The following is a 23,427-nucleotide window of genomic DNA, read 5'->3' on the forward strand; positions in this document are numbered from 1 at the left end:
CGGTCTAATTTATTTTATAGAAAAGCAACTGACTTATTATTCAGCTGCCATTCCTTTTAACAATACATCTATTGCCTTTTTATAAATACGTTTCAACTCTTTATAATCTAACTCGTAGTAAAGTACTCCAAGCCCTGATAATAATCCATTCACAATATACATAAGATCGCGCGTATTATCTTCACGAAACTCTCCAGACTGTATGCCTGCTTCAATTAGTTTCTCAAACATAACATATGATTCTCTAGTTAAAGCTAATAGTTCATCCAAAATCTCTTTACTTACAACTTGGCTCATAGAGAATTCCTCTATTGCATTTGAAATTGGTTGCTGTATGTCCTCTACATGATATTCCGCGAGACCATATAATTTTTCAGTATTCGTACTATACGACTTCTCTTTTTCATTCCATTTTTCAAGCCAATCATACGTATGCTGTTTTACCACAAATAAAAATAATTCTTCTTTACTTTTAAAGTGATAATAAATACTTCCTTTACTTCGTTCTGTAATTTCACAAATCTCTTCCATAGATGTAGCTGCATAGCCCTTCTGTGAAAACAGACTTTCTGCTTTATATGCAATTTCTTTCTTTATCTCTTCTGCACTTCTTCTCATATTCACACCTCTTTAAACCGACCGTTCAGTCTAATGATAACAAATTAAAAACCTCTATTACAAGAGGCTATATTCCTTATTTAAGAAAACGTACTCTCAAACCACGTTCGAATCATGTGTATAATTCCAATTTTAACTCCTAATTTAACAAGAAATACGCCTCCCGCAGCTAATAAAAATAACATTACTTTCCCCTTGTTTTTCACTTTCGGCTCCCTTTTCATTTCCATTCCCCTTAGTATGTTAAAAGTATTTAATCAAACGTTTGTTTAACTGTTTTTATGTATATGTAAGCCAACTAATCAAACGTTTGTTTAAAAAGAAATACGCCTATATAAGGCGCATTTTCATCAATCACCGCCACCACCGCAGCTTCCCCCACTATCTCCACCAAAAGACCCTCCACAATCATGTGAACCTCCATCATACGAGCTATCATTATCAGATCCAGCAAAGAAAAATAGCGGTGATGAGTTGTTAGATGAATTATGAATGTTATTTTGTTTTGTAAGATTTACCTTCTTTTTGTTTGATCGAACTGCTGTTAAGATTGTTACAACTACAACAAATAATAGTATGAAAATAATAAATTCCATATAAAAGCCTCCCCTATTCCTCGAATAATTGAATGGTTCTCTCTAGATTTTCAAGCGAAATGAAGCGCGATTCACGAAGAATCTCTTTTCCATTATGAAATAATAAAATTGTCGGTCCAGTAAATACTGCATATCGCCCTGCAACCTCTTGCATGTCTTGCAGTAATATCTCTATTTTCTCTACGTAATCATAATTCTCTAATACGTAATTTACTTTCCTTAACATGACATCACAAACACCACAATTTTCCGTTTTAATAAACAGAAGTACTAATTGTTGTTCTTCAATATATGTTACTAATTCTTCTATTGTTTCAAAGTTTTTCATCTTATCCCTCTTAACGTAGTTTATGAAATACTTTATCTTGATACATACGAAATGCTGAACTATCTTTAATCTTTCTTTTTTCCATTACTTGCTGAAAACGTAGCGTTTTTGCCGTTAACTCTTCTTTTAATTTTTTTCTCTCTTCTTCATCATAACAGCAAGCAATTAAATCCTCTATTTTTAATATATCTTTTTGCAGTTCCATTTCTGGTGGAATCATGCCCGCATTTTTTAAAATTTTATAACTCATTCTAAGTTCTGGAGGTACCATTGAAAGGTCTTCTAATTGTAGTGGTTTTCCTTTTCCCGGAATATGATCAAGGTCTCCATTCCGTATTGCTTGTCGAATTTTTTCTTCGGCAATATTCAAAAACACATCCACATTACTCCCTCCCTTACATATTTTTACTATTATTTTACATGAAATTTCATTATCTTGCTACGCTATTACAAATTGACCTCATACAATTTTTTCTCAAATTTAACTCCAAGAAGCCCTTTCCTCTCTAATCGATATTTTATTTTCATGTGTAATCTGTATTAGAGCCATTTCATATTGAGAAAGTCTTTTCGAATTCAATAAAGCGTTTACACCAAATCTTACATTTGCTACGATTTAATCAGCTTCAGCTCCTTGTATAGACTTCGTGATGTCTGATCATTTTTATCTAGATTCATTTTGATTTATTGGCGCATGCCTTTAAATATATCTTTTATTTTGAAAGGAGAAATGGCTATGAAATCAAAAAAATTCACACTGCTATTACTATCCCTACTACTCTTCTTACCTCTTTTTCTCACAAACTTTATTACTCCCAATGTCGCATTAGCAGATTCACAAAAGCAAGGTCAAAAAATTGTTGGGTATTTTCCTTCATGGGGCATTTACGGACGTAATTATCAAGTTGCAGATATTGATGCATCAAAGCTAACTCATTTAAACTATGCTTTCGCTGATATTTGCTGGAATGGAAAACATGGAAACCCTTCTACTCACCCCGATAATCCAAATAAACAAACGTGGAACTGTAAAGAATCTGGTGTACCACTGCAAAATAAAGAAGTCCCTAATGGTACTCTCGTACTCGGTGAACCATGGGCCGATGTCACAAAATCTTATCCTGGCTCAGGTACAACTTGGGAAGATTGTGATAAATACGCACGCTGCGGAAATTTCGGCGAACTGAAACGATTAAAAGCTAAGTATCCTCACTTAAAAACAATTATTTCCGTTGGTGGCTGGACTTGGTCTAACCGCTTTTCTGACATGGCCGCTGATGAAAAAACAAGAAAAGTATTCGCTGAATCTACAGTCGATTTCCTACGCGAATATGGATTTGACGGCGTTGATTTAGATTGGGAATATCCGGGCGTAGAAACGATTCCTGGTGGTAGTTATCGTCCTGAAGATAAGCAAAACTTCACCCTACTCCTTCAAGAAGTTCGAAATGCATTAACGAAAGCTGGTGCAGAAGATGGTAAACAATATTTACTAACAATTGCATCAGGTGCAAGCCAACGTTACGCTGATCATACAGAGCTAAAGAAAATCTCTCAAATACTGGATTGGATTAATATTATGACATATGATTTCCACGGTGGATGGGAAGCTACTTCTAACCATAATGCAGCTCTATACAAAGATCCAAATGACCCAGCAGCGGATACGAATTTTTACGTAGATGGTGCGATAAACATTTATACAAATGAAGGGGTTCCAGCAGATAAACTCGTATTAGGTGTACCTTTTTACGGACGCGGGTGGAAAAGTTGTGGAAAAGAAAATAACGGACAATACCAACCTTGTAAACCAGGTAGCGATGGAAAGCTAGCCTCTAAAGGTACTTGGGATGATTATTCTACCGGTGACACAGGTGTGTACGATTATGGTGATTTAGCAGCTAATTATGTGAATAAAAATGGGTTTGTTCGCTACTGGAACGATGTAGCGAAAGTACCTTATTTATATAATGCAACTACAGGTACATTTATTAGCTATGATGACAACGAATCTATGAAATATAAAACAGACTATATAAAGACAAAAGGTTTAAGTGGTGCAATGTTTTGGGAGCTTAGTGGTGACTGTCGCACCAGTCCAAAATATAGTTGTAGTGGACCAAAATTACTTGATACGTTAGTAAAAGAATTACTAGGTGGACCTATTACTCAAAAAGATATTGAGCCACCAACAAACGTAAAAAATATTGCTGTAACAAATAAAAATTCAAACTCAGTTCAATTAAACTGGACGGCATCTACTGATAACGTAGGAGTTACGGAATATGAAATTACTGCTGGAGAAGAGAAGTGGAGTACAACAACAAATAGCATTACAATTAAAAACTTAAAATCTAATACAGAATACACATTTTCAGTAATTGCCAAAGATGCTGCCGGAAATAAGTCACAGCCTACCGCTATTACAGTTAAAACAGATGATGCTAACACAACACCTCCTGGTGGAAATAGCAATGCTACCTTTTCAGTCACTTCAAATTGGGGAAGTGGTTACAACTTCTCGATTGTAATTAAAAATAGTGGAACGACCTCTATTAAAAACTGGAAATTAGAATTTGATTATAACGGCAATTTAACACAAGTTTGGGATTCTAAAATTAGTAGTAAAATAAATAATCATTACGTAATTACGAATGCAGGATGGAATGGTGAAATTCCTCCTGGTGGATCGATTACAATCGGAGGAGCAGGAACAGGCACTCCTGCTGAACTTGTAAATCCATCCATTAGCGAAAACTAAACGTAACTTCCAATAATTATTTCACTAAAGTTTGAATTTAGGTTTGATTCCTCTCTCTTAAATTCAAACTTTTAATTTTATGAAAAATCACAAATTAACATTATAATAACCTATTATAACTATATTTAGTTTACAATATGAAGTTCGTGTGAAGTTAACCTGAATTTTACATGAATTTCCTTTAAGCTCTATTGTCTTCCTATACTAATCACATTATCCTTTACATATAGGAATTATTTTCATTCCATTTCAAACTATCTATATATACATAAAGAAGGATAGTCGCCTATTAGGGAAAGGCATCTAGTATTATTATAAATATAAACATAACAAAAGAAAAAGCACGCTTATAAGCGCACCATAAGAGTGCTTCTTCATACAATTCTCATGTAAGAGTTCTCGAAAATCATGTTAATCACAAAGAAAAGGCATTAGCTTATACAAGCTAATGCCTTTTCTTTATTCATATTGTTCAGCGTTCCATTCTTCTATATTCCACACTTTTGTTATCCATGCTTCATAGAAAGAAGGCTCATGTGATACAAGTAAAACGGTTCCTTTATATCGTTGTAGCGCTTCCTGCAACGCCTTCTTTGTTTCTATATCCAAATGATTAGTTGGTTCATCTAAAATTAAAACATTACTTTTCGTTACGATCAGTTCACATAAACGTACTTTCGTTTGTTCTCCGCCGCTTAATAAACGAATAGGCTTTAATACATGTTCTTCTCGCAATCCACACTTTGCTAATGCTTGGCGTACTTCTTTCTTTGTCATATCTGGTCGCTCTGCCCAAACTTTCTCTAAGGGTGTTGTTTCTGAAGCAAACTCTTCCTGGGCAAAATACGCAGGATTTACTCGTTCTCCAACAGAAATTGAACCGCTTAGCGGCTTAATTTGACCTAATAATGTTTTTAACATCGTCGTTTTTCCAATTCCATTATGACCAATAATCGCTATCTTTTCTCCTTTTTTCACTTGTAAATTCAACTCTGGACATAAAGGATCACTATAACCTATCCTTAGTTTCTCAGCTTGCAATATACGACTCACCGGCTCCTCATAAACACTGAAATCAAAACGGGATCGAGTTACAGAATGAATCTTTTCAATCCTTTGCATTTTCTCTAATACTTTCTCTCGACTTTTAGCCTGTTTCGCTTTTCGAATTTTATTTTTTTGAATAAATATTTCTAACTGAGAGATTTCTTTTTGTTGTTTCGCATACGCCGATTGTAATTGTTTCTTTTGCACTTGGTAACTTTGCACAAACTTTTCATAGTTTCCTACGTATCGCTTCACTTTTCCTCCTTCTAGATGAAAAATAACATTTGTAATACTGTTCAAAAATAATTCATCATGCGAAATGATTACATAAGCTTTTTCATATAGTCTCAAATATGATTGCAACCATTCTATATGAGCTGTATCTAAATAATTTGTTGGCTCATCTAGTAATAAAACATCAGCTTTTTCTAAAAGAAGCTTCCCAAGTAATAACTTTGTTCGCTGTCCCCCACTTAACTTCGATACATCCTTTTTCAAACCTATTTCAAATAAACCTAAACCGATTGCTACTTCTTCAACTTCTGTATGAATGTGATAGAAATTAGAGCTTTCCAATATAGTTTGTAATTCTCCATACTTTACTAACAGTTTTTCTACTTCTCCTGCTCCATTCATTTCTTCAGCAATTTTTAACATTTCGTATTCAATCGCATACAAATCAGCAAATGCACTTTGCAAGTATCCCTCAATTGTCATCCCTTCTTGTAAATCCATATGCTGCTGCAAGAAACCTACCTTCACATGTGGAAACCATTCAATGTTCCCATCATCATGTATAAGTTCTCCTGTTAAAATCCTTAACAATGTTGATTTTCCAATTCCATTTTGCCCTACTACCCCAACATGCTCACCCTTCAATATTCGAAAACATGCATTATATAAAATGGTTTTCTCACCATACGAATGACTTAAATTTTCTACCGTTAATATACTCATTATTTTCTCTCCTTTACTTATGATTCATAAGCTAAATAGAGAGAGCAACAGTATAAAGCCTTATTTAATTGTGCATATAAAAAATGGGTAAGGTGAATACACCTTACCCATTACATATTATCGTAAGAAAGGATTAAGGTTCTTTACCTGCTGTCTTCAATTTAGCTTAATCGATAAAAATGGGCAGACTTCTCCCATATCAAGCTAAAACCATTTGAAGAACAGTTGATAAAGTCATTTTATCCTTTCACTCCTTTAACATTTGTTATATTAAGAGTATAAACTACTCTGTTATATTCTATTCTCTACTTTTCCTTTTGTTCCTTCCCCATGTTATCGTTTTCTACATAAATTTCTTTATACATCTTTTCTAATGCATATGGACTTGTAAAGATGAGCGTTAACGATTTCCACATATAAATTCTTCTCTGTAATTCTATTCCGTATCCTTTACTCACCATACTTTTCACTTCTGAAATATGGTCTTCAGCTTGAAATTGTTGTACAGACTTCAATTCATCCGTTTTAAAATCTGTTAAAAGACCTATCACAACTCGTCCGTGTTCCTGTGATCTTTCTTCTAAATCAAACTGTATTGAATGAACAAAACCTAAAACGTGAAAAATTTGAGCATGTAAACCAACAACAGCACGCTGTTCCATTAAATTGTAGCACTCTCGTTTTAGCACCTCTACCATTTCCAAAGAATTTCTATCAACTTTCATTTTGCCGACAAACATAATTTTTACAATATGAGCGACTGCCCCCATACTTTTTAATACACTCTCTAGAATTTCTACCGCGTCTTCTACATAACCATTTGAAACTATGGAATGAATAAATTCATCTAATACCGCTTGAAACTTTTTAATTAAATGTAAATCACGTAACTCCGGAACATCTTTTCTCAATTGATCTCGACCTTGAACCCACTTTAAAATTTCTGTCATTTCTTCTTCTTTTAATTCATGATGTTCCATACCATACTTCATTAATAAAATATGATTTTTTAATACAGCTTTTCTTTCTTCAAGATTATCTGCCGTTAATTCATCCACTATTTTCTCTATAGTTTTCATCTTTCTCCCCCTATATAAAAAAGCCTCTTAACAGTAATTATACCAAAAACTGTTAAAAGGCTTTTTCTATTTTTTCATATAAGGAGCTAATACTCTCAAAATTTCTTCCTTATCTTTCTTTAACTCAAGTGATGTTAACATATCCATCGTTCTCGGCCTAGGTAATTTCACTTGTACCTCACCAACTATTGATGCTGGTCTTTGAGATAAAATAAATACGCGATCCGAAAGCAAGATTGCCTCATCTAAGTCGTGTGTAACCATAACGATTGTTTGCTTCTCTTGGTGCCAAGAGTTTAGAAGCCAGCTATGTACTTCCATTTTTGTAAAAGCATCTAATTTACCAAAAGGCTCATCAAGTAGCATAATTGGCTTTTCACATAAATATGTGCGCAGAAAACTAATTCTTTGACGCATCCCTCCAGACAATTCATCTGGATAATGTTCTGCATATTCATCTAGTTCAAACTGCTTTAATGCTTCCATTCCTTCTGTCAGCCTTTGTTTTTTCGGCTTCCCTTCAATTTCTAACGGAAGAACGATATTTTGCAAAGCTGACCGCCACGGTAGTAATAAATCCTGTTGCGGCATATAACTTACAACATCTTGCTCTTGCATTTGCTTATCGTTATACGTTACACTTCCACTTGTTGGATTTTCAATATTTGCGATCATATTTAATAGTGTACTTTTCCCACAACCACTCGGTCCTACAAAAGAAACAAATTCTCCCTCTCGTATAGAAGCACTAATATTTGCTAATACATTCTTGCCATCGAAAGATTTCACAATATCTTTTATTTGTAATCCACTCATTTTTCACTTGGAAGGAACTCATTTGTAAAGGCATCTTTCACATCAATTTTCTTCTTAATAACTTTGTTATCATATAAGAAATTCATGTAATTCGTCCAAACTTCTTCCTTCTGTACTCCCCACGCTTTTGCATCATCTTGATACTTCGTACTTAACCATTTTTGACTTTCTTGTACTAAATCTTTATTTACATCTGGAACAGCTTTAATTAAAATATCAGCAGCTTCTTTCGGCTCTTTAATTGCAAAATTATAACCCTCTGTCGTTGCACTCATAAACTTTTTCACAAAGTCTTTATCTTGCTTCGTATGTTTTTCACTCGTAATCATAACAGGACTATAGAAATCAAGCGCTGGATCTAAGTCTTTCACCATAATCGTATTTAACTCTTTTCCTTGGCGCTTCGCTTCAATTCCATCCCAACCGTAATAAATCCATTCAAAGTCTGCATCACGACCAATTGATTTAAAGAAATCTGTTTGTCCTAAAATGATTTTTTCAACTTTATTAAAATCGGCTTGGTGCTTATCCATAATTGTCTTTAATGTCGCTTCTTCCGCTGGTCCTCCCCAGCCACCGTAACGTTTCCCTTCAAAATCTTTCGGTGACGTCATATTATCTTTCTTAAGCGATGCAAAAGCTGAAGTGTTATGCTGAATAATCGCACCTACAGATACAACAGGAATACCTTCCACACGAGCCAACGTTACATTTTCTTGTGCGCTTATTGCGAAGTCAGCTTTTCCTGAAGCTATCATTTGCTCCGCCGTCACATTATCACCAGGCTGAATGATTTCTACATCTAAGCCTTGTTTTTTATAATAATCTTTCGCTTGTGCTACATATAAGCCAGTATGATTCGTATTCGGAAACCAATCTAATACGACTTTTACTTTTTGATCTTTACTTGCACTTTCTTCTTTCTTCGCCGGATTACATCCAGCTACACCTACTGCTAATAAGGCAGCCAACATAACTTTTAAACCTTTTTTCATTTTCTGCCGTCCTTTCTATATATCCATGGTGCTGTTATTCTTGCCATAAACTCCACGATAAAATACAGACATAATGTCACCATTACAATAATTGCTGCAACACCAAAGACTCGGGCTGTTAAAAAGGATTTCGTAGCCCTTGTAAGCATAACTCCTAATCCTTCACTGGCACCGAGCCATTCTCCAATAATCGCTCCCATTACGCTATATGTAACTGCAATTTTTAAACCGGAGAAAAAGTATGGAAGCACTGCTGGAAACTTTACTTTCTGGTAAACTTGCCATTTCGTTGCCTTCATCGTTTGCAACAACTTCAACATATTTTTATCTACCGTTTGAAAACCTTCTAAAATGCTAAGCGCAATCGGGAAGAAACAAACGAGTATGACTACCATTACTTTCGGTAGCATTCCATATCCAAACCAAATAATAAATAACGGTGCAAGTACAACGATTGGAATCGTTTGCGAAATAACAAGCAACGGATTTATTAAAATACGAAATAAAGGGATAACGTCCATAAGAATTGCAATGCTTGTCCCAATTAAAATCGCAAAGAACAGTCCCATTATAACCTCTTGCAGCGTCTGCATCGTATTAGGTAATAGTAAATCTTTCATTCCAATTAATTCTTGAACAATGGCAGAAGGCTTCGGTAAAATCCACGGTTCAATTTTAAATAATGAAACAGATCCTTCCCATATCGCAATGAGAAGGATAAGCCAAATTGCTGTAATTATTTTAGATTGCTTCTGGTTTTGCATATTCATCACGGTACTTCCAAACTTTTTCATCTATCGTTACACCAGTGCTTGGACGATAATGGATTTTAATAGAAGTAATCACTTCTTCTGCTCCAGCGTCCACACAAGCTTGTTGTGCACGTTTAATGATATCAAGAAGTACATCTAATTCTCCTTCCAGCGTCGTTTCCATTGCCCCTACTTCATAACGAACTCCCGATTGTTGTACAACCTCAATCGCTTTATCAACAACAGAATACACATCTTTGTTCTTTGCTTGTGGTACTACTGAAAACGAAATTGTAACTTGTTGTGACATAATAAAATCCCCCTTATGAAATTAAATTTTAAAACAAGAAAAGGCTTTCCTACTGCGTAGGAAAGCCTTGTATGCAAGTTATTATAGAATAACATATGCTACATCACTTTAAGTAACTCCCTACGCTGGCATTATCCAGATCAGGTTGAGGGTCGATGTTTGCTCACATCCTCTCAGCCAATTGGCTCCCCGGTCCTTAATTCGTTTTCATTGTAGCATGATTTATTTTATTGAACAAACAAAAGCATGTATAATCATTTCATTTAACTTTTGAATTCCCCAATTAACTCTTGTAACTCCTGTGAGAGCCAGCTTAAAGAACTGGCTAATTCAGCAATATCCTGTACAGACATTTTCTGTTCTTTCATGATTTCTTCAACATTACTACTACTATTCGCATACTTATTTGCAATAAGTGATAGTTCATTTACAACACGAACAATATTTTGGCTATTTTGCAATATATTATTTGAATTGCTAGAAACAACTCCAACTTGATTGGTAACAGTTTGTGCTGATTTCGAAATTTTTTCAAAGAAAGCACCACTACTTTCAACAAGTTTCATTCCAGACTCTACTTCTTTTGAGGTTTTTTGCATTGAAACAACAGCTTCTTCCGTTCCTGCTTGTGTTTCCCCTATTAATTTTGCTATATCTTTTGCTGATGCTTCCGTCTGCTCTGCTAATTTACGCACTTCATCAGCAACAACGGCAAATCCCTCTCCTGTTTCCTCAGCACGTGAAGCTTCAATAGTAGCATGTAAAGCCAGCGAATTCGCTTGATTTGAAATACTTGTAATTACAGTTACAATATCACTAATTTCTTTTGATCTTACTTCCAAAGAATAAATGATAGAAGATAAATCTTGTACTGCATTTTGTATTATGTTCATTTGATTCATCGTCTGTTCAATAATACCATTTCCTTTTTCTGAATGATGCTTCGTACCTTCAGACTCTTTCGTCATTTGTTTTGCAATATTAGTTATCTCTTCCATCCTATCTTCCATTTCATATACAATATCTAAATACTTTGGTACTGACGTTTCTTGCAATTGAACGCCAGCCCTTAACTCAACTATAGAACTTACGATTCCTTGGACTGCCATGCTATTTTCTTTCGTACTCACTGACAATTCTTGTGAAGATGAGGAAACCTGTTCTGCTGTCTGCTTCACTTTATCTATAATTCCTTTAAACTTCTCGATGGTATTGTTAAAATACGCATTAATAATACCAATATCATCTGGTCTTTCCTCTAATTTAATACTTAAATCACCTTCACCAACTCTGCGTAATCCTTCACGTAAATCCCGCAATGGAGCAAGTGCGTTACGTACGATTAAGAATTGAATAACAGTTGCAATTAAAACAGAAATACAAATAAACATTAAACCTTGTATAATGAATTTTTCCTTTGTAATAGGAACAATAGAAGCATCTACATCGGCTGCAACAATTGCCACAATATTTCCGTCTCCATCTTTAATTGGCTCTAATATCGTTACCCATGATCCTAATAGATCTTCATATACTACTGTCATGTTTGCTTTTTTCGTGCTCATTACCTTATCGTATGCTTTCATCCAAAGATCTGGTTGTTTATAATATTCTCCCGGCCTTACTTCAACAACATTTGCTAAGTCTGTAGACAAGTCGACGATTAGTAACTCACCTTTTTCATTTTTTTTTGCTCCAACAATATACGTTTGTCCAACACTATTCAATTCTTCCGTTGCTTCATCTAATTTCTCTGTTAACTTCTCTCTCTTTTCTCTTTGTGCCACTGGGTCTTTTGTAACATCTCTCACTATTTCTTCGTCTAATTTATGTAATACCGTATCTCCTGTTTCAAAAGAATGCCTTTCAAATATAGACATCATGCTATTTTGAAACATGTTAAAACTTAACGCACCCATAGTACCAACAAGCGTCAAAATAACTAACACAGTTAACAATACATTCTTTTGAAGAAATGATAGCTTGTGCCAATATTTTTTCATTCACATCACCTTTCTTAATTAACTTAATATAAAGGAAAACTATTAAAATAGAAACCTTATCAACAACTGATAAGGTTTCTCATTTGTTTGCAAATAAAAAAAGACCAATGAAAAAGCATTGGTCAAGACCAACCCTATCCGTCCGGTAACTGGCTAGCGTAGCCTTTCGGCCTTAGCTCCTGTAGTTTTGCGTCCTAATGTTTCCATCAGTTTGCCTTTCTCGCTGAACGAGTTGAACGATATGGGAGTTCTATGAGAATTACATTATTCTCTATCAAAGATTACAACATAAAAATTAAAATGTCCACCTATTTAGAGATACAAATGTAAAATTTGGCTGTATTATTTTTTCAAAATAATTTAACAAAGTACGTGAATGTTACATTTCTTGTGTTATATAATAAAAAATGTATATAACACAAGGATTGTTTTGAATATTTATTTTAATTTTCTTTTAAATTAAATTATTCGAATATATCTTAACTAATGAATTTCGGAGGTAGTTTATCATGTTTTGGCTACAATTTCTTACGTTACTACTCTGCATTTTTATTGGCGCACGTCTAGGCGGAGTTGGTCTAGGAGTAATGGGTGGCGTTGGTATGGCAATACTTGTTTTCGTCTTCCACTTACAACCTACAGCTCCTCCTATTGATGTCATGCTTATGATTTTAGCAGTAATTACAGCTGCTGGTGCACTCCAAGCCGCTGGAGGAATGGACTACCTTGTTCATCTGGCCGAGAAAGCATTACGAAAAAATCCAAAACGCATTACATTCTTTGCTCCAATTGTTACTTATCTATTTACACTTTGTGCAGGAACTGGTCACGTTGCTTATTCTGTACTTCCTGTTATCGCAGAAGTCTCTCGCGAATCTGGAATTAGACCGGAACGACCAATGTCAATTGCCGTAATTGCTTCCCAACAAGCAATTACAGCTAGTCCTATATCAGCTGCAACAGTTGCACTTTTAGCAATGTTAGCTGACTATAAAATCACTTTATTAGATATTTTAAAAGTAAGTATCCCTTCTACTTTTATCGCTTGTATGGTAGCTGCATTTGTTGCTAGCAAAATGGGGAAAGAATTAAATGAAGACCCTGAATACTTAAAACGATTAAAAGAAGGAATGATTCCTAAGATTGAAGAGAAAAAAGAATTTGTAGATGTAAAAGGCGCTAAATTATCAGTTATCCTTTTCTTAGTAGGAACTTTCCTTGTCGTACTTCTCGGTTCATTTGAAGCACTTCGTCCAGGATGGATAGTTGATGGGAAGTTAGCCCGTCTTTCCATGCCAAACACAATTGAAATGGTTATGTTAACGATCGCAGCTCTTATTATTATTTTCTGTAAACCAAATGTAGAAAGCATCGTGTCTGGTAACGTCTTTAAAGCGGGGGCAACAGCAGTTGTTGCTATTTTCGGTATCGCTTGGATGGGAGATACTTTCTTTAACGGAAACTTAAATATGATTCAAGGATCAATTCAGCATCTAGTAACAAGTGCGCCATGGCTATTTGCCATCGCATTATTCATTCTATCTATTTTACTATATAGCCAAGCCGCAACAGTACGTGCTTTAATGCCTCTTGGATTATCACTCGGTATTCCACCAGCACTACTGATCGCGATGTTCCCTGCAGTAAATGGATATTTCTTCATTCCAAACTACGGAACAATTGTTGCTGCCATTAACTTTGATCGTACTGGTACAACTGGCATTGGTAAATATGTTTTAAATCATAGCTTTATGATTCCAGGCCTAATCGCAACATTCACTTCTATAGGAATTGGAATGCTCTTAATATCAATTATGTTTTAAAGAAAAAGCACAAACCTACAAATTTACAGGGTTTGTGCTTTTTTAATCAAACGTTTGTTTAAATATTTTTAGCTATCCATTCTTCCATTATGTTCTTTAATATTTGTGTAAAATCCGCTGGGAAAAGATGCCCCAAACCTTCTCTCACAATTAATTTACAGTCCACATTATATTCCTCAAACATAGACATTAATTGAAGTGTGTTTTCATAAAATGGATCTTTGTCTCCCGTAACAATATATCCTTCTACATTCGTTATATCATTTGATACAACTATACTTTCAATTTCCTTAACATCTCGAATAGCAGGTATAACTGCAATAAATTTTTGAGTCGCTGACATATTCTTTAACGCTAACTCTATCGCTATATTTCCCCCTTGAGAAGCTCCCGCGATGATGATGTCCTCCAAGTTATATTTATTTACAAAATCATTAAAAGTTTTCATAACGTCTTTTATAGCTATTTCATGATTATCCCAGCTATACGACTTCATTCCATGTATTTGTGAGGACCGGGGAAAACCTAATATATACTCATTTAGTATTTCTTCTTCACACCAATATGGTGCAAAATCACTTATATTTGATCCTCTCCAATGCAAAGAAAATAACCCTATCTTCGCCTCTTTATTTCCATAAGTAAATAATTTCGGTTCGGCTGTTAGCTGCTGTTTCTTAAAGATTTCTTCACACTTTTTCACTATCATTTTAAAAGCTGCATTCTCTCGTAATCCCTTTAAATCTTCATCCCCCATAAGTGTAGGTGGATTCCACCAAATCCCCTTTTCTAAAGCTTCGTTTAAACTAACAATCGCTTCCTCATACTTACCTTCTGCCGAAAGTGCACACACTTCCCAGAAACTAGTTTTTTCTATTCTTTCAGGAAACTCCCTTTTTGCTTTATCTATGCATCTATAAATCGCTTCGAATTCTCTTTTTTCGAATAAACGAAACAACTCATTTTGCAACTCTATAAACTGTTTCCTTTTCAAACAATCCTCCCCCTTTTTCTAACTATCGATATCAAAACATAAAAAGCTATGTAGCGTTTTAATACTACATAGCCTTCTTCTACAAACTGTTACTCACTTCCTCTACTAGCCTCTTCGTACTTTCATACGCAGATTCCGCTAAACTAATCGCTGAAATAACTGAAACACCGTCCGCACCTGCTTCTATAACCGAAGCGGTATTTTCAATTGAAATACCTCCAATTCCGACAATCGGTATTGTAATTCCTTGTTCTCTAAAATGAGCTAAACCTTTCGTTCCTTGCACCGCTTTCGTATCTTTTTTCGTACTCGTTGGGAAAATAGGGCCAACCCCTAAATAGTCCGCTCCATTTTCAATTGCCCAGCGTGCTTCTTCAATTGTATGTGTAGATACACCGATAATTTTATCCCCCATTTTTTCACGAACAGAGATAATTCCTTCATCATCTTGCCCAACATGCACGCCATCTGCATCTAACTCGAGAGCTAGTTCCACATCATCATTTACAATGAACGGTACACCGTACTCCTTACAAATTGCTTGTAGTTCTTTTGCAAAACAAATGCGTTTCTCTTCCGTTAAAGCGCCTTCCCCCTTTTCACGAAATTGAAAAATTGTTATACCACCTTCAAGTGCATCTCTCAATACTTGCAGTGGATCCTTCGTACAATTGTTACTTCCCATAATAAAATATACTGATAACAACCTAGACATTTCTGACTTTGAAATACGTGACATTTATTTTCCCTCCTTACTATATAACCTCAATTTTCCCATACTTCTCTATATCACCTGAAGTCGTATTCGCTAACTGATTCAAAAATTCAATTTGAAAACTACCAGGTCCTTTTTCCACCGTCTTGGCAGCTGCCAGTTCCGCAGCTACCCCATAAAACGTTAATGCCGCTACCGCTGCCTTTACATAATCCTTTTCTACCGCTACAAATGCTCCTATTACAGAAGTTAGTAAACAACCTGTTCCCGTAACTTTCGTTAAAATAGGATGACCGTTTCGAATGAGAACAGTTCGCTCTCCATCTGTAACAACATCTTCTTTTCCAGTAATCACCGCAACTGTATTCAATTCATCCGCTGCCTGTTTTGCAATACTTACGACATTACCATTTCCAGCACCAGCGTCTACCCCTTTAATTTCCCATCTCTCATTAATAACGTTCGCTATTTCAGCTGCATTTCCGCGAATAATCGCTAATTCAATTTCAGCCGGAATATGTCTCGCAACTTCTGTTCGATACGATGTTGCTCCTGCACCAACTGGATCAAACAGTACTGGTACATTGTTCACATTTGCTGATTTACCGGCAAGTAACATCGCTTCTACTTCTTCCGGACGAAGTGTTCCCATATTTAATACTAACGCTCCAGCAATGCTAGCCATTTCTGCCACTTCTTCTTTTGCATACGCCATTACAGGCGATGCCCCTAACGCTAACAAACCGTTAGCTGTAAAATTTGTTACAACAACATTTGTAATATTATGAACGAGCGGATTAGATTCTCTCACCAAATCCACTACTTTACTAATTTCTTTCCTATTCATCCTTCTCATCTCCTAACTATAGTTATGGGAGATACACAAAAAGGCACTTTGCGCGTACGCAAAGTGCCTGAACATGTGCTTTTACACTCTCCCTACGCTGGCATTATCCAACAGGTTCAAATGGTCAATGACGGACTAGTCATACTCTCAGTTTGTATCCACAAACTCCCATGTGTTTAGTATTCTTCTACTTCAAAGTCTACTCTTATTCTAGTAAAATAACAAGTTCTTTACTTTTCTATTTAATATAGAAGCAACTAATAAAACAATACGCATAATAACTATCTATTTCTCACAGTCTCATCATGGTGCATATTATGTTCTGTCACGATCATTCACTTTCAAACAGATGTTATCCCATTAAAAAACGTTCAAATCTGGAGCGAAACTGAATCTCAAGAAGATGTATGCTATAGTTAACGTATGGAAATTTGAAAGGATGTTTTAAATATGTCAAAAAGCGTTGTAATCGCTGAAAAGCCTTCCGTTGCACGAGATATTGCACGTGTACTGAAGTGCGATAAAAAGGGAAACGGCTACCTTGAAGGTAGTAAATATATTGTGACTTGGGCTTTAGGTCATCTCGTTACATTAGCAGATCCAGAAAGCTACGATGTGAAATATAAAAAGTGGAATTTAGAAGATTTACCGATGCTACCTGAGCGTTTGAAATTAACAGTTATTAAACAAACAGGGAAACAATTTAATGCTGTAAAAAGTCAGCTTCTTAGAAAAGATGTAAATGAAATTATTGTAGCGACAGACGCTGGGCGTGAAGGAGAATTAGTCGCTCGTTGGATTATTGATAAAGTTCGAATTAACAAACCAATTAAACGTCTATGGATTTCATCTGTTACTGATAAAGCAATTAAAGATGGTTTCGCTAATTTAAAACCAGGTAAAGCATATGACAATTTATACGCTTCAGCTGTCGCACGTTCAGAAGCTGACTGGTATATCGGTCTTAACGCGACTCGAGCTTTAACGACTCGCTTTAATGCCCAGCTTAACTGTGGCCGTGTGCAAACACCTACTGTTGCTATGATCGCTAATCGTGAAGATGAAATAAAGAACTTCAAAGCTCAAACTTACTACGGCATTGAAGCTCAAACAACAAATCAATTAAAACTAACGTGGCAAGATGCAAATGGCAATAGCCGCAGTTTTAATAAAGAAAAAATTGATGGTATTGTAAAAGGTTTAGATAAACATAATGCTACTGTTTTAGAAATTGATAAAAAACAAAAGAAGTCATTCTCTCCTGGTCTTTACGATTTAACTGAATTACAACGTGATGCAAATAAAAAGTTCGGTTACTCTGCGAAAGAAACATTAAACATTATGCAGAAATTGTATGAACAACACAAAGTGCTAACGTACCCTCGTACAGATTCACGCTATATTTCATCTGATATCGTTGGAACACTTCCAGAACGTCTAAAAGCATGTGGTGTTGGAGAGTACCGTTCCTTAGCACATAAAGTATTACAAAAGCCTATCAAGGCTAATAAATCATTTGTTGATGATAGTAAAGTAAGTGATCATCACGCAATTATTCCAACAGAAGGATACGTTAACTTCTCCGCCTTCACAGATAAAGAACGTAAAATTTATGATTTAGTTGTAAAACGTTTCTTAGCTGTTTTATTCCCAGCATTCGAATACGAACAACTAACGTTACGCACAAAAGTCGGTAATGAAACGTTCATTGCACGCGGAAAAACAATTTTACATGCCGGTTGGAAAGAAGTATATGAAAATCGCTTTGAAGATGATGATGTAACTGATGACGTAAAAGAACAACTTTTACCTCGCATCGAAAAAGGCGATACATTAACTGTAAAGTTGATTATGCAAACATCAGGTCAAACGAAAGCACCTGCACGTTTTAACGAAGCAACTTTACTTTCAGCAATGGAAAATCCTACAAAATATATGGATACGCAAAATAAACAACTTGCTGATACGTTAAAATCAACTGGTGGATTAGGTACTGTAGCAACACGAGCTGATATTATCGACAAGCTATTCAATTCATTCTTAATTGAAAAACGCGGTAAAGATATTCACATTACTTCAAAAGGCCGTCAGTTACTTGATTTAGTACCAGAAGAGTTAAAATCACCTACACTAACTGGTGAGTGGGAACAAAAGCTAGAGGCAATTGCAAAGGGTAAACTGAAAAAAGAAGTATTCATTTCCGAAATGAAGAACTATACGAAAGAAATTGTTTCTGAAATTAAATCGAGTGATAAAAAATATAAACATGACAACATTTCAACGAAATCTTGTCCAGATTGCGGTAAACCAATGCTAGAGGTAAACGGCAAAAAAGGAAAAATGCTCGTTTGCCAAGACCGTGAATGTGGTCATCGTAAAAATGTATCTCGTACAACAAACGCTCGTTGCCCTCAGTGTAAGAAGAAGTTAGAATTACGTGGTGAAGGTGCAGGGCAAATCTTTGCATGTAAATGTGGCTATCGCGAAAAATTATCCACATTCCAAGAAAGACGTAAAAAAGAATCTGGAAACAAAGCTGATAAACGTGACGTTCAAAAATATATGAAACAACAGAAAAAAGAAGAAGAACCATTAAATAACCCATTTGCAGAAGCATTAAAGAAATTAAAATTTGATTAAACAAAAAGGTTCCTACCTCTATCGGTAGGAACCTTTTATGTTAGTGAATGATTTTACTTCCTTTTGCGTTCTCAACGAATTTTTCGCTCGATTTATTAATTGGTGTTTTCAGTAATAACGCAGCTACAATCATAACTACTACGAAAGCACTTAATACAAGTAAATCTCGCGTTACAATATCCCACAGCATTCCGCCTACTGTTTCACGAATTGCACTAATTGCATATGTGAACGGTAAGAACGGATAAATTGCTTGGAAGAATTTCGGTGTCATTTGAATTGGGAATGTTCCGCCCGACCCTGCTACTTGCAGTACAAGTAAAATGATCGCCATCGATTTCCCAACGTTTCCAAAAATAGAAACGAGTGAGTATACGATACAAACGAAGACTCCACCAATAAATAAACTAAATAATACAAACCAGAATTTATCGACTACGTACGTACCGAGTAAGAATATATCTCCCATTGATACGATAAACGCTTGTGAAAGACCTATCGTTAAGAATGTTAATAAACGTCCGAAGTAAATTTCATGGCTCTTATAATTCGCGCCCTCTTCATGTACTTCTACTGTTAATAATGAAACCATTAATAATGCGCCTACCCATAATGCAAGCACTGTATAGAATGGTGACATCGCTGAACCGTAGTTCGGCATTGCAAATAATTTATTCTCTTTTAAATTTACTGGATTCGCAAAGTAGTCACTTTGCTTCTCAACATCGTTTTTCAATAAGCGTATGATGTCTTTTAAATCCTCTTCAGATTCAAAATCACGAATTTTATCTGCCAATTCTTTAATCTTTTTCTCAGTAGCTGGCATTTCAGCTTTAATGTCTGCTAATTTCTTTTTACCATCTACTAAGCCTTTTGATGAATCTTCTAGTATTTTTTTAACATCTGGAAGCTTTTTGTCTGCTTCTTTTAAAATTTGAGATGTGTTTTTAGACATCTCTTTTGTACGAGCAATTGCTTCATTAAAGTTTGGAACGATTTCTGAATCGTATTTAGCTAAGATGTCACTTATTTGGGCCGAAGTACTTTTAGATACTGCGTTAATACTTTCAATAACATCTGCTGCTGGCTTTTGACCTTTATTAATAGCGTCAATTCCTTTATCAGTTAAATCGATTCCTTTTTGAAGACCATCTTTTACTTTATTCAATTTAGAAATCGTGTTATTCGTGTTCTTATCACTATTTACATCTGCTAAAACTTTATTTGTATTTTCCAGAACTGGAATCATATCATTAACTAAATTCCATGCTGCTTTGAACTGTCCATTTAAATCATTTAAGGCTACTTTTGTAGAGTCTAATCCATTAACACCTGCGTTGCTTAAGTCTTCTCTTGCTTTTCCAAGTTCTGTTTTTACTCTGCTGTAATCACTTACAGCCTTATCGTACTTTTCTCTACCATTGTCTAATGCCTCATTGGTTTGATTTACTAACTCATTCGCTTTTTTTATATCTTGATTTAAATTACCTCTAAGTTGCTGAGCATCTTCTTTTACATTTTCAGCTTTGTCTTTCAATTGCTCAGCTTGGTTTTTCAATTGCTCAGCTGTGCTTACTGCTTTTTCGAAATCTGCTACAAACGTAGCATTATAATCTGCTTCTGCTTGATTTACCAAGTTATTTATTGCATCTAGCTTTTTATTAGTAGCATCTCTTACATCTTGTTTCACTTCTTGCCCTGTACCAATAATATTGGCAATATCTTTAACGCCACCATTTGCATTTACAATTGCTGTTTTAAGGTTTGTTAATTTCTCTATTCTCTTTTGGAAGAATTCTTTTCCAAAATCAGTTGATGCCGACTCTTTAAATTTAGTAAAGATATCAATTACATATGAAACACTATCTGCTCTACCTTGTAGCGTCTCAGAAACATTATTAAGATCTTGTTTCGCTTTCTCTGGATCAAAATTACCATTTTGCAACCCGTTTATAACACCTTGTGCGTAAGTTGTTCCGACACGTATCGAACTAAAAACATTATTTACAGTTTGATTAATATTTTTAGCAATATTTTTATACCCCTCACCATTCACTTGCGGTAATGCTGGAATTTCTGGTATTTCTGGTATTTGTGGTATTTGCGGAATAGTTATATTAGGTAACACTGGTAATTTAGCTGGATCTGGAAGTGTCAGATTAAAATCAAATGAAGGATTTTTTAAGTAATCCGTAATTTTCGCTGCAGCATCCAATCCCTGCTTCGTTACAATTAAATTATTCTTAATAGTTCCTGGAGCACGATTCAATGTTTCATCGTTTCTCGCAAAGAATGCATCTAAGCTCTTAAGTGTATCCTGACCATCATTAATAACACTCTCTACAACCGGCAACTCTTTCTGCGCTACTTTCACAACATCCTCTGCTCGAGTCGCATCATCTAACGCCTTATCCATCAATGTATTCATTTCTGGGAACTGCGCTTCTAACTTAAATACAAGATCTTTTACTTTCTCAATACTTGGTAAGTTTGTTTCTAAATCGATTCCAAGGTCATTGAAGATTTTAAAAATCTCACCGTTCGCTGTTTTAACAAAGTTTTTACTAATTTCTTCTGTAATACCTGATGCACCTTTTGCTGTAATCTTCGGTGCAATCGCATTTACCTTTTCATTTACATAGTAATCAAGTTCTGGTTTCTGTGGATTTTCATCCAGAACAGTTGCAATCTTTTCAGAGAAGTCTTTTGGAATTGTAATGCTTGCATAGTAATCCCCGCGTTCCACTCCGTAAATTGCTTGTTTTTCATCTACAAATTTCCAGCCAAGATTTTTGTTTTTCTTCAGAGAATCTACAATCTCGTTCCCGATATTGATATCTTTTCCTCTTAAATTAGAGCCTGCATCTTCGTTAGAAACTGCAATGGGAACTTCTTTTGTATTTCCATATGGATCCCAAGAAGCTTTAATGTTAAACCATGCATATAACGATGGTAAAATCATTAACCCTACAACAATAACAATTGCAGCCCAATGTTTTGCTACATTCCGTAAATCTGTCTTATAAATACGCCAAATTTGTTTCATAGAAGTTATCACCTAATTATATATTTTTCCTTCTTTAGAAAATGATACATACATTTTGCAATTATATCACTTTCTACATCGTGGATTAACCAAAAACGAACTATTTTTTCCCATTAACTTTAACTTACTACATTATATAACGAAGTAAGTCAAAGCATGAATACAAAATGACCAAATCGGTTTTACATTCAATAATAACAAATATATAGGAAATGTCATAAAAAATACAAGTATTTTCTCTTGGAAATACTTGTATTCCTAAAAAAATCCTCACAGCTTTTTATTATCTGTGAGGATTTCTTCTATTATATATCTACTTGCACTTCTACACCGAAATGATCTGAAATTATATTTCGGTTTGTACCATTAAAAATAACTTTTGAAGAACAAACTTTTTCACTTCGGTTACACAATATTAGATCGATTCGTAAATTATGTTTATTTTCATCCCAACCAGCAATCTCACCTTGGACAGTTGTTCCTTCATCCTTCTCTATTGCTAGTTCATATGTGTCATGCAAACCTTTTTGCATCATATATTCATAACCCTCCCCTTGCAAACGAGCGTTATTATTAAAATCACCCATTAAGAAGGAAAGTTCATTGCTATCTACATGCTCCATCAAACGATTCACTTGACCTTTAAATGATTCTTCTTCATCATTCCACCAACCGAGGTGGCAAGAGTAAAACGTGATGTTCTTACCATTATAAGCAATTGTTGCACTTACAATTTTGCGTGTTTTCCAATACGTTGTATCCTTATTTTCTGAAATAAAGAACGTATCTTCTTTTACAACATTATGCTTCGTTATAATCGCTAATCCTTCTTCATACACATCATAACCAATATGAGAGAAATCCCAAGTAATATTGTAATCTTTTACATGTAACGCTTTTAACTCTTCTAATAGTAAAAGTCCAAAATTATCTTCTTTCTTGTTACCGCATACATTTTTAGCTCCTATCGACTGACTTACTTCTTGCAATGCGATAACATCGTACTCTTCTTCTTGAATGACTTTAGCAAGATATTTTATCTTTTCTATTTGATTTTCTTCTTGCCAAGAGTGACAGTTTAAAGTTAGCAATTTCATATT

20 protein-coding genes and 3 riboswitches are annotated in these 23,427 nt (G+C 35.0%); of the genes, 3 read left to right on the plus strand and 17 right to left on the minus strand.

Going from position 1 to position 23,427, the window contains the following annotated elements; genetic code table 11:
- Positions 1–36: 36 nt before the first annotated feature.
- From PQF83_RS22740 to PQF83_RS22760, 5 genes are all read right to left on the minus strand, one after another.
- Positions 37–618 carry a TetR/AcrR family transcriptional regulator gene (locus PQF83_RS22740; RefSeq protein WP_001254445.1) on the minus strand — a complete coding sequence of 194 codons (582 nt, stop codon included), beginning with the start codon at positions 616–618 and terminating at the stop codon, positions 37–39.
- An 80-nt stretch (positions 619–698) separates the two neighbouring features.
- A complete protein-coding gene (locus tag PQF83_RS22745) occupies positions 699–842 on the minus strand; it encodes a hypothetical protein (RefSeq protein ID WP_000817979.1) in 144 nt (47 codons plus the stop codon).
- A 126-nt stretch (positions 843–968) separates the two neighbouring features.
- Complete coding sequence (locus tag PQF83_RS22750) at positions 969–1,214, minus strand: hypothetical protein (protein ID WP_000394356.1); 246 nt, start codon at positions 1,212–1,214, stop codon at positions 969–971.
- 13 nt (positions 1,215–1,227) lie between these two features.
- On the minus strand, positions 1,228–1,542 hold the full coding sequence (locus PQF83_RS22755; RefSeq protein ID WP_000787596.1) for a thioredoxin family protein: 315 nt from the start codon (positions 1,540–1,542) through the stop codon (positions 1,228–1,230).
- 10 nt (positions 1,543–1,552) lie between these two features.
- On the minus strand, positions 1,553–1,924 hold the full coding sequence (locus tag PQF83_RS22760) for a J-domain-containing protein (protein WP_000382354.1): 372 nt from the start codon (positions 1,922–1,924) through the stop codon (positions 1,553–1,555).
- Positions 1,925–2,278: 354 nt separating this feature from the next.
- Between PQF83_RS22760 and PQF83_RS22765 the strand changes: the two genes are divergently transcribed.
- Entirely contained in the window at positions 2,279–4,303 is a 2,025-nt protein-coding gene (locus tag PQF83_RS22765; protein ID WP_000837172.1) for a glycosyl hydrolase family 18 protein, read from the plus strand.
- A 459-nt stretch (positions 4,304–4,762) separates the two neighbouring features.
- Here the strand turns inward: PQF83_RS22765 and PQF83_RS22770 are convergent, their stop codons facing one another.
- The 7 genes from PQF83_RS22770 to PQF83_RS22800 form a co-directional block, all read right to left on the minus strand.
- Positions 4,763–6,307 carry an ABC-F family ATP-binding cassette domain-containing protein gene (locus PQF83_RS22770; RefSeq protein WP_000025937.1) on the minus strand — a complete coding sequence of 515 codons (1,545 nt, stop codon included), beginning with the start codon at positions 6,305–6,307 and terminating at the stop codon, positions 4,763–4,765.
- 305 nt (positions 6,308–6,612) lie between these two features.
- Positions 6,613–7,386 carry a hypothetical protein gene (locus tag PQF83_RS22775; protein WP_000848343.1) on the minus strand — a complete coding sequence of 258 codons (774 nt, stop codon included), beginning with the start codon at positions 7,384–7,386 and terminating at the stop codon, positions 6,613–6,615.
- A 66-nt stretch (positions 7,387–7,452) separates the two neighbouring features.
- Positions 7,453–8,202 carry an ABC transporter ATP-binding protein gene (locus PQF83_RS22780; protein WP_000016059.1) on the minus strand — a complete coding sequence of 250 codons (750 nt, stop codon included), beginning with the start codon at positions 8,200–8,202 and terminating at the stop codon, positions 7,453–7,455.
- Positions 8,199–9,197 carry an ABC transporter substrate-binding protein gene (locus PQF83_RS22785; RefSeq protein ID WP_000715551.1) on the minus strand — a complete coding sequence of 333 codons (999 nt, stop codon included), beginning with the start codon at positions 9,195–9,197 and terminating at the stop codon, positions 8,199–8,201. The genes PQF83_RS22780 and PQF83_RS22785 overlap by 4 nt, the downstream gene beginning before the upstream one ends.
- A complete protein-coding gene (locus tag PQF83_RS22790) occupies positions 9,194–9,967 on the minus strand; it encodes an ABC transporter permease (protein WP_001057151.1) in 774 nt (257 codons plus the stop codon). Before PQF83_RS22790 ends, PQF83_RS22785 begins: the two co-directional genes overlap by 4 nt.
- On the minus strand, positions 9,939–10,259 hold the full coding sequence (locus PQF83_RS22795) for an MTH1187 family thiamine-binding protein (RefSeq protein ID WP_000082897.1): 321 nt from the start codon (positions 10,257–10,259) through the stop codon (positions 9,939–9,941). Before PQF83_RS22795 ends, PQF83_RS22790 begins: the two co-directional genes overlap by 29 nt.
- A gap of 100 nt (positions 10,260–10,359) precedes the next feature.
- Positions 10,360–10,461, minus strand: a riboswitch (TPP riboswitch).
- 61 nt (positions 10,462–10,522) lie between these two features.
- Positions 10,523–12,262, minus strand: a complete 1,740-nt coding sequence (locus tag PQF83_RS22800; protein WP_000761106.1) for a methyl-accepting chemotaxis protein — start codon at positions 12,260–12,262, stop codon at positions 10,523–10,525.
- Positions 12,263–12,403: 141 nt separating this feature from the next.
- A riboswitch (cyclic di-GMP riboswitch) is annotated at positions 12,404–12,488 on the minus strand.
- A 283-nt stretch (positions 12,489–12,771) separates the two neighbouring features.
- On the opposite strand from PQF83_RS22800, the gene PQF83_RS22805 reads away from it, so the two are divergent.
- The gene (locus PQF83_RS22805; RefSeq protein WP_000498710.1) at positions 12,772–14,085 is read left to right on the plus strand and encodes an anaerobic C4-dicarboxylate transporter family protein; all 1,314 of its coding nucleotides are present in this window, start codon (positions 12,772–12,774) and stop codon (positions 14,083–14,085) included.
- Positions 14,086–14,143: 58 nt separating this feature from the next.
- Here PQF83_RS22805 and PQF83_RS22810 read toward each other — a convergent pair whose 3' ends face one another.
- The 3 genes from PQF83_RS22810 to thiM all read right to left on the minus strand — a co-directional run bounded on the left by PQF83_RS22810 (position 14,144) and on the right by thiM (position 16,641).
- A complete protein-coding gene (locus PQF83_RS22810; protein WP_000823920.1) occupies positions 14,144–15,079 on the minus strand; it encodes an alpha/beta hydrolase in 936 nt (311 codons plus the stop codon).
- Between the two features lie 79 nt (positions 15,080–15,158).
- Positions 15,159–15,818: a thiamine phosphate synthase gene (gene thiE / locus PQF83_RS22815; RefSeq protein ID WP_000086994.1), complete on the minus strand. Its 660-nt coding sequence runs from the start codon at positions 15,816–15,818 to the stop codon at positions 15,159–15,161.
- A gap of 16 nt (positions 15,819–15,834) precedes the next feature.
- A complete protein-coding gene (thiM, locus tag PQF83_RS22820) occupies positions 15,835–16,641 on the minus strand; it encodes a hydroxyethylthiazole kinase (protein WP_001080177.1) in 807 nt (268 codons plus the stop codon).
- A 72-nt stretch (positions 16,642–16,713) separates the two neighbouring features.
- Positions 16,714–16,823, minus strand: a riboswitch (TPP riboswitch).
- Positions 16,824–17,091: 268 nt separating this feature from the next.
- On the opposite strand from thiM, the gene topB reads away from it, so the two are divergent.
- Positions 17,092–19,281, plus strand: coding sequence for a DNA topoisomerase III (gene topB / locus PQF83_RS22825; protein WP_000047312.1), 2,190 nt, complete (start codon positions 17,092–17,094; stop codon positions 19,279–19,281).
- 40 nt (positions 19,282–19,321) lie between these two features.
- Here topB and PQF83_RS22830 read toward each other — a convergent pair whose 3' ends face one another.
- Both PQF83_RS22830 and PQF83_RS22835 read right to left on the minus strand, forming a co-directional pair.
- Positions 19,322–22,327: a YhgE/Pip domain-containing protein gene (locus PQF83_RS22830; protein ID WP_000810114.1), complete on the minus strand. Its 3,006-nt coding sequence runs from the start codon at positions 22,325–22,327 to the stop codon at positions 19,322–19,324.
- A gap of 305 nt (positions 22,328–22,632) precedes the next feature.
- Positions 22,633–23,424: an endonuclease/exonuclease/phosphatase family protein gene (locus tag PQF83_RS22835; protein ID WP_000771967.1), complete on the minus strand. Its 792-nt coding sequence runs from the start codon at positions 23,422–23,424 to the stop codon at positions 22,633–22,635.
- Between the last annotated feature and the right edge of the window lie 3 nt (positions 23,425–23,427).

It is taken from the genome of Bacillus sp. FF-1, assembly GCF_028548245.1.
Taxonomy (GTDB): Bacteria; Bacillota; Bacilli; order Bacillales; family Bacillaceae_G; genus Bacillus_A; species Bacillus_A paranthracis.

Coding starts and splice junctions, on each gene's coding strand:
- PQF83_RS22755 (WP_000787596.1), bottom strand. CDS start 1,542: ATGAAAAACTTTGAAACAATAGAAGAATTAGTAACATATATTGAAGAA.
- PQF83_RS22795 (WP_000082897.1), bottom strand. CDS start 10,259: ATGTCACAACAAGTTACAATTTCGTTTTCAGTAGTACCACAAGCAAAG.
- PQF83_RS22780 (WP_000016059.1), bottom strand. CDS start 8,202: ATGAGTGGATTACAAATAAAAGATATTGTGAAATCTTTCGATGGCAAG.
- PQF83_RS22805 (WP_000498710.1), top strand. CDS start 12,772: ATGTTTTGGCTACAATTTCTTACGTTACTACTCTGCATTTTTATTGGC.
- thiE (WP_000086994.1), bottom strand. CDS start 15,818: ATGTCACGTATTTCAAAGTCAGAAATGTCTAGGTTGTTATCAGTATAT.
- PQF83_RS22830 (WP_000810114.1), bottom strand. CDS start 22,327: ATGAAACAAATTTGGCGTATTTATAAGACAGATTTACGGAATGTAGCA.
- PQF83_RS22790 (WP_001057151.1), bottom strand. CDS start 9,967: ATGAATATGCAAAACCAGAAGCAATCTAAAATAATTACAGCAATTTGG.
- PQF83_RS22765 (WP_000837172.1), top strand. CDS start 2,279: ATGAAATCAAAAAAATTCACACTGCTATTACTATCCCTACTACTCTTC.
- PQF83_RS22750 (WP_000394356.1), bottom strand. CDS start 1,214: ATGGAATTTATTATTTTCATACTATTATTTGTTGTAGTTGTAACAATC.
- PQF83_RS22770 (WP_000025937.1), bottom strand. CDS start 6,307: ATGAGTATATTAACGGTAGAAAATTTAAGTCATTCGTATGGTGAGAAA.
- PQF83_RS22745 (WP_000817979.1), bottom strand. CDS start 842: ATGAAAAGGGAGCCGAAAGTGAAAAACAAGGGGAAAGTAATGTTATTT.
- thiM (WP_001080177.1), bottom strand. CDS start 16,641: ATGAATAGGAAAGAAATTAGTAAAGTAGTGGATTTGGTGAGAGAATCT.
- PQF83_RS22785 (WP_000715551.1), bottom strand. CDS start 9,197: ATGAAAAAAGGTTTAAAAGTTATGTTGGCTGCCTTATTAGCAGTAGGT.
- PQF83_RS22740 (WP_001254445.1), bottom strand. CDS start 618: ATGAGAAGAAGTGCAGAAGAGATAAAGAAAGAAATTGCATATAAAGCA.
- PQF83_RS22835 (WP_000771967.1), bottom strand. CDS start 23,424: ATGAAATTGCTAACTTTAAACTGTCACTCTTGGCAAGAAGAAAATCAA.
- PQF83_RS22775 (WP_000848343.1), bottom strand. CDS start 7,386: ATGAAAACTATAGAGAAAATAGTGGATGAATTAACGGCAGATAATCTT.
- topB (WP_000047312.1), top strand. CDS start 17,092: ATGTCAAAAAGCGTTGTAATCGCTGAAAAGCCTTCCGTTGCACGAGAT.
- PQF83_RS22800 (WP_000761106.1), bottom strand. CDS start 12,262: ATGAAAAAATATTGGCACAAGCTATCATTTCTTCAAAAGAATGTATTG.